The 10,251-nt window shown below is 70.0% G+C and carries 11 protein-coding genes and 2 tRNA genes; 2 read left to right on the forward strand and 11 right to left on the reverse strand.

Annotated features, from left to right (window positions below):
* Positions 1 to 115: 115 nt before the first annotated feature.
* From ACFRCR_RS12590 to ACFRCR_RS12605, 4 genes are read right to left on the reverse strand one after another with little or no spacing between them, the layout of a single operon-like run.
* Complete coding sequence (locus ACFRCR_RS12590) at positions 116 to 763, reverse strand: aminodeoxychorismate/anthranilate synthase component II (RefSeq protein WP_191794674.1); 648 nt, start codon at positions 761 to 763, stop codon at positions 116 to 118.
* Between the two features lie 3 nt (positions 764 to 766).
* Positions 767 to 937, reverse strand: a complete 171-nt coding sequence (locus ACFRCR_RS12595) for a hypothetical protein (RefSeq protein ID WP_377677951.1) — start codon at positions 935 to 937, stop codon at positions 767 to 769.
* Entirely contained in the window at positions 934 to 1,815 is an 882-nt protein-coding gene (locus ACFRCR_RS12600) for a class E sortase (protein WP_377677952.1), read from the reverse strand. The genes ACFRCR_RS12595 and ACFRCR_RS12600 overlap by 4 nt, the downstream gene beginning before the upstream one ends.
* Entirely contained in the window at positions 1,812 to 2,648 is an 837-nt protein-coding gene (locus ACFRCR_RS12605) for a DUF881 domain-containing protein (RefSeq protein ID WP_377677954.1), read from the reverse strand. Before ACFRCR_RS12605 ends, ACFRCR_RS12600 begins: the two co-directional genes overlap by 4 nt.
* A gap of 175 nt (positions 2,649 to 2,823) precedes the next feature.
* Between ACFRCR_RS12605 and ACFRCR_RS12610 the strand changes: the two genes are divergently transcribed.
* Positions 2,824 to 3,078, forward strand: coding sequence for a cell division protein CrgA (locus tag ACFRCR_RS12610; protein ID WP_138826987.1), 255 nt, complete (start codon positions 2,824 to 2,826; stop codon positions 3,076 to 3,078).
* A gap of 194 nt (positions 3,079 to 3,272) precedes the next feature.
* Here ACFRCR_RS12610 and ACFRCR_RS12615 read toward each other — a convergent pair whose 3' ends face one another.
* A complete protein-coding gene (locus ACFRCR_RS12615; protein ID WP_377677956.1) occupies positions 3,273 to 4,001 on the reverse strand; it encodes a rhomboid family intramembrane serine protease in 729 nt (242 codons plus the stop codon).
* A gap of 155 nt (positions 4,002 to 4,156) precedes the next feature.
* Positions 4,157 to 4,696 (reverse strand): peptidylprolyl isomerase, encoded by a 540-nt coding sequence (locus ACFRCR_RS12620; RefSeq protein ID WP_138826988.1) that lies wholly within the window; start codon positions 4,694 to 4,696, stop codon positions 4,157 to 4,159.
* Between the two features lie 149 nt (positions 4,697 to 4,845).
* Between ACFRCR_RS12620 and ACFRCR_RS12625 the strand changes: the two genes are divergently transcribed.
* Positions 4,846 to 5,820 carry a hypothetical protein gene (locus ACFRCR_RS12625; protein WP_377677958.1) on the forward strand — a complete coding sequence of 325 codons (975 nt, stop codon included), beginning with the start codon at positions 4,846 to 4,848 and terminating at the stop codon, positions 5,818 to 5,820.
* A gap of 148 nt (positions 5,821 to 5,968) precedes the next feature.
* On the opposite strand, the gene ACFRCR_RS12630 is transcribed toward ACFRCR_RS12625, so the two are convergent.
* The 5 genes from ACFRCR_RS12630 to gyrA all read right to left on the reverse strand — a co-directional run bounded on the left by ACFRCR_RS12630 (position 5,969) and on the right by gyrA (position 10,100).
* Positions 5,969 to 6,041 (reverse strand) — tRNA-Ala (locus tag ACFRCR_RS12630).
* Between the two features lie 30 nt (positions 6,042 to 6,071).
* Entirely contained in the window at positions 6,072 to 6,191 is a 120-nt protein-coding gene (locus ACFRCR_RS12635) for a DLW-39 family protein (protein ID WP_210410998.1), read from the reverse strand.
* A gap of 30 nt (positions 6,192 to 6,221) precedes the next feature.
* Positions 6,222 to 6,295 (reverse strand) — tRNA-Ile (locus ACFRCR_RS12640).
* Between the two features lie 128 nt (positions 6,296 to 6,423).
* Positions 6,424 to 7,419, reverse strand: coding sequence for a DUF3566 domain-containing protein (locus tag ACFRCR_RS12645; protein ID WP_377677959.1), 996 nt, complete (start codon positions 7,417 to 7,419; stop codon positions 6,424 to 6,426).
* Positions 7,416 to 10,100, reverse strand: a complete 2,685-nt coding sequence (gene gyrA, locus ACFRCR_RS12650) for a DNA gyrase subunit A (protein ID WP_377677960.1) — start codon at positions 10,098 to 10,100, stop codon at positions 7,416 to 7,418. The genes ACFRCR_RS12645 and gyrA overlap by 4 nt, the downstream gene beginning before the upstream one ends.
* Between the last annotated feature and the right edge of the window lie 151 nt (positions 10,101 to 10,251).

Raw genomic sequence — 10,251 nt, forward strand, 5'->3', positions numbered from 1 at the left:
GCACCATGCGGTGCCGGGCCCTCGCGCGTCCGGCGCGGGTTCGAGGCGAAGCGACGGCCGACGGGCGGTGCCCGTCCAGCCCTGCGCGCCCTCGTCGTGGGTCCTCAGCGGCCCGTCAGCGACGTACGAGCGGAGCGAGGCCCTCCGAGTGCTCCACGGCGTCCGACGCCCCGCACAGCGTGAGCCAGTTCGCGAGCAGACGGTGCCCACCCTCGGTCAGCACCGACTCGGGGTGGAACTGGACACCGTGCAGCGGCAGGTCACGGTGCTGGAGAGCCATGACGACCCCGCTCTCCGTCGCGGCGGTGACGACCAGCTCGGCAGGAACCGTCTCGGGGACGACCGCGAGCGAGTGGTAGCGCGTCGCGGTGAAGGGGGAGGGGAGGCCCGCCAGCACGCCCGTGTCCTCGTGCTCGACCAGGCTGGTCTTGCCGTGCATGAGCTCAGGCGCGTGCGTCACGGTCGCCCCGTAGACCTCGGCGAGAGCCTGATGGCCCAGGCAGACCCCGAGCATCGGCGTGCGCGAGGCGGCGCAGGCCCGGATGACCTCCTCGCTCTGCCCTGCCTCGGCGGGGGTGCCGGGACCGGGCGAGACCAGGACGCCGTCGAACGCGCCGTCGTCGTCCCGGAACCGGCCGTCCGCGCCCACGGCGGGGACGGCGTCGTTGCGCACGACGACCGTCCGGGCACCCAGCTGGTTCAGGTACCCCACGATCGTGTAGACGAACGAGTCGTAGTTGTCCACGACGAGGATGCGGACCATCCCTTACCCACCTGTTCCTTCGACGGTCGTTTCGTTGAACGGCATGTACTCGGCGACGATCGGGAAGAGCCACTCGAAGCACACGAGCACCACGGCCGCCACGAGGACGAGCAGCAGCAGCACCCGGAGCCACGCCGGGCCTGGCAGCACACGCCAGAGCGCTCCGTACATCATCGTCCCCCGTTCGTCGGGCCGGTCACGGTGTCCACGGCGCGCGCCCCGGCGAGACCCGCAGGAGCGGCCCCGTCAGCACCCTCGGCAGCCTCCGGGGGGGCCGCGACGAGCTCGTCGGGCACGTGGCCCACGAGGTCGGGCGGCAGTCCGTCGGCGACGGGCAGCCAGTAGTCGAGCTCGGCGTGCACGATGAACCGCTCCCGCAGGGAGTTCAGGCCGATCGGGTGGCACGTCGTGAGGGTCAGGAAGCGCTGCGTCGGTTCGACGCCCGGCTGGCCGGGGACGGGCGCGATGACCTCGACTTGGCTCGGCTGGACGACGAAGCCCTCGGTCACGCGGTACACGTACCAGGTGTCGTTCGAGCGGACCACGAGCGGGTCGCCGACCTCGAGCTCCTCGACCCGGTGGAAGGGTGCGCCGTAGGTCATGCGGTGCGCCGCGAGCGAGAAGTTGCCGATGGCTCCCGGCATGACCGTCTCGGGGTAGTGGCCGGCCATCGCCTTGTCGAGGATCGTGCGCTTGTCCGTCCCCTGTGCGAGGGGGATCACGGCGTCGTCCCACCGTGGGACGAAGAGCTGTCCGAACACGTCGCCGACTGCGGGCTGCTCGGCGACCGGAGGCTCGTCGCGCCGGACCTCGACGGCCTCGTCCGCGGGAACCTCCCATCCCATGCTCTGCAGCACCTCGGCCTGCTCGCGGGCTCCCTGGACGTCGGTCCACCAGAGCTGCCACACGACGAACAGACCGAGCAGGACGCCCACCGTGATGAGGACCTCGCCGAGGACCCCGGCGACCGTCGAGGCGGCGCTGCGGCGCGCACGGGGACGGCGGCCGCCGTCGGGGCGCACGTGGCGGACCGGTCCCGAAGACGCCGTCACGCCTGGTCCTTCTCGCCGGGCACGCGCGCATACCGCAGGTCGGTGGCGCCCTCGAAGGCAGGGATGTTCATCGAGGACGACTTCTCGACCTTCCACCCGAGCCCGTACGCGTCCACGTACTCCTGATAGATACCGATCGCGGGCGAACGGTCGAGCGAGGCCTGGAGCGCCGCGGTGTCCCCGACGGCCGAGACGACGTACGGCGGCGAGAAGACACGGCCGTGCAGGTTGAGGACGTTGCCGACGCAGCGGAAGGCGGTGGTGGGGGTCACGCGCTGGCCCTGGAGGGTCATGGCCTCGGCACCGCCGGCCCAGAGGGCGTTGATCACGTCCTGCAGGTCCTGCTGGTGGACGACCAGGTCGTCGACGTTGGCGCTCCGGGACTGCTGGGTGGGCGGCGCGTCGTCGAGGGTCACGCTGAGGCCGGGTCCGGTGACGGGCACGGAGCCGGCCACGATGCCCGTGTTCACGACGACCTCGGGCGGCGTCAGCTCGGCGGGAGCGAGGTCCTGGGCCAGGGCCGTCACCTCGGCCTCGAGGTCGACGACCTGCCCGGTCATGCTCTCGACGCGCCGCTCCTCGTTCTGCACGAGGTCGGTCAGGTTCTGGGGGTGGCGGCCGTCCTGGTTGCGCGCGAGCCTGGCGCTCGCCGTGAACATCAGCCCGGAGAGCGCGAGCACCAGGAGGACGGTGATGCCGGACCGGATGCGCCGTCCACGAGTGACCGGGGGAGCGGCGGCGGGGGTCGCCTCGCCCGCGGCGGACGGCTCAGGGCCGTCGTCCCCCTGGTCGCCGCGTCGGGGCGCGTCGAGGCTCCGGTCGTCCTGGCTCATTACCTGGCTCACCTCCGGTCACCGTGCACACGGCCATTCTGTCCGCCCACTACGCTAGACGTCGAATGGCGTTGCCGTTCACGACGTCGCGCAGCGCCGCTTCGTCCCACCCGACACAGCTCCTGCACAGCTCTCGTGCCAGGAACACGCATACCGAGGACAGGAGCCAGCTCTCGTGCCCGAGTCGAAGTCTCGCAAGAAGCCAGTCAAGGTGAAGGCCCCGCAGGTGAAGAAGCCTGACACGGGCAACCCCCGCTGGCTCGTCCCGACCATGCTCACCCTGATGCTGCTGGGCCTGGCGTGGATCGTCATCTTCTACCTGACCAGCAACGGCCTGGGGCTGCCGATCCCGGCGATCAACCAGTGGAACCTGGCGATCGGGTTCGCGCTCATCATCGCGGGCTTCGTCCTGACGACGCGCTGGAAGTAGCCGTCGCTGTCGGTCGTCCCTCGCCCGCCGTGGGTCACCGTGGGTCACCGTGCAGGGTGGGTCCGCAGCGCTGCGGACCCACCCTTGCTCGCTCGACGAATCCCCCGCCTACCGAGGCTGTGGATAACTACACGGGTGTAGTTCCACAGGTGTGAGTAAGTCTGTGGATAACTATTCGAGATCGGATAGTCGGTTCAGAACGCCACGTACCCCGGTGCCACCGACGAGTACTTGAGCACCGTGAGCGCCACGAGGGCGACCGCGACGAGAACGGTCACGCCCACGCTCCACACCGTGCGACGCGCCTTGGGCGCGTAGGCGTACCCCGCCCCGAGGATCAGCCCGACGGCGAGCCCACCCAGGTGCGCCTGCCACGCGATGTTGGTGCCCGGGATGAAGCCGATCGCGACGTTGATCCCGATCAGGACGAGGATCTGGGTCGCGTTCCGGCCGAGGCGGCGCAGGACGAGCAGGATCGCTCCGAAGAGCCCGAAGACCGCGCCCGAAGCGCCGACGACCGCCGTGTACCAGCTCTGCATCGCGGGGTCGGCCAGGAGCAGGACCCCGACGGACCCTCCGAGCGCCGCGAGCACGTACAGCGCGACGAACCGCACCCGCCCGAGCATCTGCTCGAGGAACGGCCCGGTGATCCACAGCGCGTACATGTTGAACAGGATGTGGAAGACACCCGTGGAGTGGAGGAACGCGGCCGTGAGGAAGCGGTAGGGCTCCGCCTCGCCGATGAAGGGGGCGAAGGCCAGCTGCTGGGTCCACTCGCCGCCCGTCGCGAGCTGGAGCAACCAGCTCCCGACGCACAGCGCGATGATCGTCAGCGTCACGACGGGGCGGCCCCCACGGACCGTGCCCCCCAGGACCGTCTGGGCGCGCGGAGCAGTGCGTGCCTGCTCCCGTACACAGTCCACGCACTGCACCCCGACGGCGGCAGGCCGCTGGCACTCGGGGCAGGCCGGACGACCGCAGCGCTGGCAGCGGACGTAGGAGACTCGGTCGGGGTGTCGGGGACACACCGGAGCCGGCTGGGCCGGTTCCGGTGTCCCGAAGGCGGGGACGGAGATGGTCAGTCCTCGATGGTGACCGAGCTGATGACGATGTCGTCGACCGGGCGGTCGCCCGGGCGAGTCCGCGTCGTGTTGATCGCGTCGACCACGGCACGCGACTCGTCGTCCGCGACCTCGCCGAAGATGGTGTGCTTGCCGTTGAGCCACGGCGTGGGGATCGTCGAGATGAAGAACTGCGACCCGTTGGTGCCCTCGACCTCGCCCGAGACCGGGTTGCGACGCGACCCCGCGTTGGCCATGGCCAGCAGGTACGGACGGTCGAACTGGAGCTCGGGGTGGATCTCGTCGTTGAACGTGTAGCCAGGACCGCCGGTCCCGGTGCCCAGGGGACAACCGCCCTGGATCATGAAGTCCTGGATCACGCGGTGGAAGATCAGCCCGTCGTAGAACGGCGCGTTGCTCTCGGCGCCCGTACGGGGATCCGTCCAGGTCGTGGTGCCCTTCGCCAGACCGGTGAAGTTCGCCACCGTCTTGGGAGCGTGGTTCGGCAGGAGCTCGATGCGGATGTCACCAGCAGTGGTGTGGAGGGTTGCGAACATGACCTCATTCTCACACGAGGCCCTGTGGCTCCCGCCAGTCGCCCGACTGGTGTCGAACGCCTCGGCGCGCTTGTCTCGCGGGTCCCCTGGCACGGTGGCAGAGTGGAGTCCCAGCGAGCATCACCAGCACCGCGAACACAGGAGGCTCCATGTCCGACCGCACCCGCCGTTCCGCCCGAGTCGTGAACGACACGATCTCCTCGATCGACTCCGAGAAGATCAAGGATCAGGCAGCCGAGGTCGCCGCGCTCGTCGGCGACGCTGGAGCCAAGGCGCAGACGACAGCAGCCCAGCTCGCCGACCAGGCCAAGGAGTGGGGCCAGCCCAAGGTCGAGGCCTTCGTCGAGTGGCTCACCCCCCGCCTCGAGAAGGCGTGGCAGGACAGCCTGCAGGCGGCGGCCCCCCGCGTCGAGAAGGCTGCCGAGAAGGCCAGCCCGGCGATCGACACGGCCCACGACAAGCTGGTCGAGGAGGTCCTGCCCAAGATCGTCGCGAGCTTCAACGCCGCTGCGGCGGCGGCCGCCGAGGCCGCCTCCCGCAACGTCGAGGCCGCGGCCGCCGCGACCGTCGCGTCGGCAGCAGCTGCCGAGAAGCTGTCCCGGAGGGCGACGAAGAAGGCCGCCAAGGCCGCCAAGAAGGGGCTCGACACGTCGGCCGCCTCTGCCAAGAAGGCCGCCAAGGCCGCGCCTGCCAAGCTCACCGCCGCCGCGGAGAAGGCCGACCCCCAGAAGAAGAGCAAGGCGCTCTGGTGGGTCGTCGGAGGCGTCACGGCCGCGGGCGGAGCCTACGTCCTGTGGCGTCGGGCGCAGCCCACGACCGACCCGTGGGCCGAGCCCTGGGACCAGGTTCCGGCCTCGACCTTCGAGGATGCGCGCGCGGCCGTCAACAACGCCGCAGAGGCCGTCGGCGAGGCCGCCGGTGCCGCCGTCGCCAAGGGACGGGAGACGGGTGGGAAGGTCCAGGAGGCGGTCACCGACGCGGGGGAGAAGATCACCGGGAAGGTCCAGGAGGCCGTGAGCGACGCCAAGGAGGCGACGCGCAAGGCGACCACCCGGGCCAAGGACGCTGCGCCGTCGGGCGACGAGGGTGACGCGACGACCGACGGCAAGAAGCCGACCGTCTGAACCCACCGTGCAGAGCGTGAGCGCCCCGCCCGCCGGTGCCGGTCGGGGCTCTCTGCGTTGGGTGGGCCACCGCGACCCGCCCGCGGCGGGCAGGAACGCGAAAGGCCGCCGCCGGGTGGAAGACCCGGCCGACGGCCTGTTCACTCTGTGGAGCCAAGGGGACTCGAACCCCTAACCCCCTGCTTGCAAAGCAGGTGCGCTACCAATTGCGCCATGGCCCCAGATCGTGCGGAACTACCTCGCAGAGACCGTCACTCGAAGGTGTCGGTGACCTCTGCCCAGAGATCGCGCTCGTTGTTGTCCTCGGACACCTTGCGCCAGATCAAGAATCCGGCGCCGGCAACGAGCAGCAGTACGAAGAACTTCTTCATGACGTTCCCCCTCGGGTGGGTTTCCTGCAGTGGGCCTAAGAGGACTTGAACCTCTGACCTCTTCCTTATCAGGGAAGCGCTCTAACCGTCTGAGCTATAGGCCCTTGCTGTGCTGCGGCAGCGCTTGAGACTACCGCACTTCTCGGGGTGCACCCAAACCGGGACATCGTCCGACGTGCTCCGCAGCGGGCCCAGGGCCCTCGGACGACGTCCCGGTATGTGATGCTATGTCCTAGTCGTCCGTCAAGGTGAGGTGGATTCCGCCCACCATGGCCGCGACGATGTTGTAGATGAACGCCATGATCGTGGACAGCGCTGTGATGAGCACCATGTTCACGATCGCGATCAGGGTCGACAGCGCGACCACCCGGTTGAACTCCACGAACTGGAGCACGTCGACCGTGGACTCCTGACCGACGATGCTGCGGATCAGCGCGTCGGTCTCGGTGAAGACGCCCATGCCGTCGAGCACGGTCCACAGCACCGCCGTCGCGACGACCGTCATGATCCCGATCGCGACGGCGAGCAGGAACGACAGCTTCATGACCGACCAGGGGTCGACGCGCGAGATCGCGAGCCGCACCCGACGAGGACCGTCGGCCGACCGCGCCGCGGGCGTCGCCCCCGTCGCCGGCTGCGCCTGTCGCGGAGCCTGCCCGGCCGGCGCCGCGGCCACGGGCGTCGCGCCCGTGACCGGGCTCGCCGTGCCGCTGAAGCCCGCCGCGGTGTAGTGCATGGCGGGCACCTCCTGGGTACCGCCCGCAGAGGGTGCGCCGGCGCTCGTCGGGGTCTTGTTCACGCGTGGCACCGTTCGGTCGTCGATCTCGTCGGGAGACTTCTCGCTCTGCTTCGCAGGCGCGGGCGCCGGAGAGGGCTCGGCCAGCTTCTTGGCGGCGGCCTTGGCGGTCGCCATGGCGGCGGCAGCCGCCTTCAGCGCACCGGACCGGGCGGCCGGACCGCCCGCGGCCGGAGGCGGCGGGACGGGCTTCTCGCTCGCGGGCTTCTCGCTCGCGGGCTTCGAGCCCGACGGCGTCGCTCCCGTCGTCGGAGGAGGCGGCGGTACCGGGGCACTCGCCCCGGGCTGCGCACCGTTGGTCGTCCCGCCCCCTGCGGTCCGTGCGGTGCCGTTGCTCGCCGGTGGGCGGGTCGCGGTGCTCGTCACCTCGTCAGGGCGTGGCTGCACCGCCTTCGGCACGATCGTCGGCGGGGACTTCTTCTCGCTGCTCATCTACCATCCTCGGTGGCTCCGGGGGTCGCTTCCGACGAAGCCTCCTGCCCGGTGTTGCTGGCGGGAGAGGCGACCTCGGACTGCCCCTGCTCGGACGCGTCCTCGTCCACGGTATCCCGATCCTCCCCCAGTCGACGTTCGACATTACGGGCAACGGCGATGATCTTGTCGTTCTTGTCCGGCTTGGCGAAGATGACACCCTGGGACGTGCGGCCCGTGGGCTTCACCTCGTCGACCGAGGACCGCACGATCTTGCCGCGCTCCATGATGACGAGCACCTCGTCGTCGGCGTCCACCACGAGGGCGCCGACCAGGTCGCCGTTGCGCTCAGGGAGGTTCGCCACCTTGATGCCGAAGCCGTTGCGGCCCTGGACGCGGTAGTTGTCCTCGGTGAGCTGCGTCCGCTTGGCGATGCCACCCTCGGTGACCGTGAACAGGAAGGCGTCGTCACGGACCACGTCCATGGCGAGGAGGTCGTCCTCCTCCCGGAACTTCATGCCCGTGACGCCCGACGTCGAGCGGCCCAGCGGGCGCATCGCGTCGTCGTCGGCCGTGAAGCGGATCGACTGCCCCTTGCGCGAGACCAGGATCAGGTCGTCCGTGGCGTCCACGAGCCGGGCCGAGACCAGCTCGTCGGTGTTGCCGTCCTCGTCCTCGCGCAGGTTGATCGCGATGAGGCCGCCCGAGCGCGGGGAGTTGTACTCCGACAGCCGGGTCTTCTTGACCAGACCGCGGCGCGTCGCGAGGACCAGGTACTCGGCGGCGTCGTAGTCGCGCAGGTCGAGGACCTGCGCGATCTTCTCGCCGGGCTGGAACGCGAGCAGGTTCGCGACGTGCTGCCCCTTGGCGTCGCGGCCGCCCTCGGGCAGCTCGTACGCCTTGGCCCGGTACACCCTGCCCAGGTTCGTGAAGAACAGGAGCCAGTGGTGCGTCGTCGTCACGAAGAAGTGGTCGACGATGTCGTCCTCGCGCAGCTGCGTGCCGCGCACACCCTTGCCGCCACGCTTCTGCTGGCGGTAGTTGTCGCTGCGCGTGCGCTTGGCGTAGCCGCCGCGCGTGATCGTGACGACGACCTCCTCCTCGGCGATGAGGTCCTCGATCGACACGTCGCCGTCGTAGGGGAGGATCGTGGTCCGGCGCTCGTCGCCGTAGCGCGAGACGATCTCCTCGAGCTCGTCGCCCACGATCTGACGCTGACGCTCGGGACGGGCCAGGACGTCGTTGAGGTCCTTGATCGCGGCCTCGAGCTCGGCGTACTCGTCGATGAGCTTCTGGCGCTCCATCGCGGCGAGAGCGCGCAGCTGCAGCGTCAGGATGGCGCGAGCCTGGATCTCGTCGACCTCGAGCAGGGCCATGAGGCCCTCGCGCGCGTCCTCGACCGTGGCCGAGGCCCGGATGAGCGCGATGACCTCGTCGAGCGCGTCGAGCGCCTTGAGGTAGCCGCGCACGATGTGGGCGCGCTCCTCCTTGGCGCGCAGCTCGAAGCGCGCACGGCGTACGACGACGTCCATCTGGTGCGTCGTCCAGTGGCGCACGAACGCGTCGATGCTCAGCGTGCGGGGCACGCCGTCGACGAGCGCGAGCATGTTCGCGCCGAAGTTCTCCTGGAGCGAGGTGTGCTTGTACAGGTTGTTCAGGACGACCTTGGCGACGGCGTCGCGCTTGAGCACGATGACCAGGCGCTGTCCCGTACGGCCCGAGGTCTCGTCGCGGATGTCCGCGATGCCCTGCACCTTGCCGTCCTTGACCAGGTCGGCGATGCGCAGCGCCAGGTTGTCCGGGTTGACCTGGTAGGGGAGCTCGGTGACGACGAGGCAGATCCGGTTCTGGATCTCCTCGACGTTGACGACCGCGCGCATCGTGATGGACCCACGGCCGGTGCGGTAGGCCTCCTCGATGCCCTTGTGACCCAGGATCGTGGCGCCCGTGGGGAAGTCGGGGCCCTTGATCTTGGTGAGCAGGACCTCGAGCAGCTCCTCCTTGGAGGCCTCGGGGTGCGCCAGGTGCCACTTCACGCCCTCGGCGACCTCACGCAGGTTGTGCGGCGGGATGTTCGTGGCCATGCCGACCGCGATGCCGGCCGACCCGTTGACCAGCAGGTTCGGGAAGCGCGCGGGCAGGACGACGGGCTCCTGGGTGCGGCCGTCGTAGTTGTCCTGGAAGTCGACGGTCTCCTTGTCGATGTCCCGCACCATCTCCATGGCGAGCGGGGCCATGCGGCACTCGGTGTACCGCGGCGCCGCCGCGGGGTCGTTGCCGGGGGAACCGAAGTTGCCCTGCCCCGCGACCAGCGGGTAGCGCAGCGACCAGTCCTGCACGAGCCGCACGAGCGCGTCGTAGATGGCCGTGTCACCGTGCGGGTGGAACTTGCCCATGACGTCGCCGACGACGCGGCTGCACTTGGAGAACGCGCGGTCGGGACGGTACCCGCCGTCGTACATCGCGTAGAGCACGCGGCGGTGCACGGGCTTGAGCCCGTCGCGCACGTCCGGGAGCGCACGCCCCACGATGACGCTCATCGCGTAGTCGAGGTACGAGCGCTGCATCTCGAGCTGCAGGTCCACCTGTGCGATCCGGCCGTGGTGCACGGCGACCGTGCCGTCTGCTCCCAGCGCTGCCTCGGTCCCGTCCCCGGGGAGGGTTCCCTGGTTCTCGTCCTGCTCGGGAGTCTCGTCCGTCACCGTCGTCTACCTCGTCCTGTCGTGGTCCTGCTGGGTGGTGAAGCTGAGTCGTGGCACGGGGACCGCGGCGCGGCCGCTGGAACGGCTGCGTGCCGGGTCGGTGCCTGACGGGCCTGGTCCGGGCCGCCGCGAGCGGCCGGGTCTTCCACCC

The sequence above is a fragment of the Oerskovia sp. NPDC056781 genome, assembly GCF_042789955.1.
GTDB lineage: Bacteria > Actinomycetota > Actinomycetes > Actinomycetales > Cellulomonadaceae > Oerskovia > Oerskovia rustica.

What these genes read in the sequence shown, in the direction of transcription:
- ACFRCR_RS12590 (WP_191794674.1), bottom strand. Translation starts at nt 763, where the DNA reads ATGGTCCGCATCCTCGTCGTGGACAACTACGACTCGTTCGTCTACACG.
- ACFRCR_RS12595 (WP_377677951.1), bottom strand. Translation starts at nt 937, where the DNA reads ATGATGTACGGAGCGCTCTGGCGTGTGCTGCCAGGCCCGGCGTGGCTC.
- ACFRCR_RS12605 (WP_377677954.1), bottom strand. Translation starts at nt 2,648, where the DNA reads ATGAGCCAGGACGACCGGAGCCTCGACGCGCCCCGACGCGGCGACCAG.
- ACFRCR_RS12620 (WP_138826988.1), bottom strand. Translation starts at nt 4,696, where the DNA reads ATGTTCGCAACCCTCCACACCACTGCTGGTGACATCCGCATCGAGCTC.
- ACFRCR_RS12625 (WP_377677958.1), top strand. Translation starts at nt 4,846, where the DNA reads ATGTCCGACCGCACCCGCCGTTCCGCCCGAGTCGTGAACGACACGATC.
- ACFRCR_RS12635 (WP_210410998.1), bottom strand. Translation starts at nt 6,191, where the DNA reads ATGAAGAAGTTCTTCGTACTGCTGCTCGTTGCCGGCGCCGGATTCTTG.
- ACFRCR_RS12645 (WP_377677959.1), bottom strand. Translation starts at nt 7,419, where the DNA reads ATGAGCAGCGAGAAGAAGTCCCCGCCGACGATCGTGCCGAAGGCGGTG.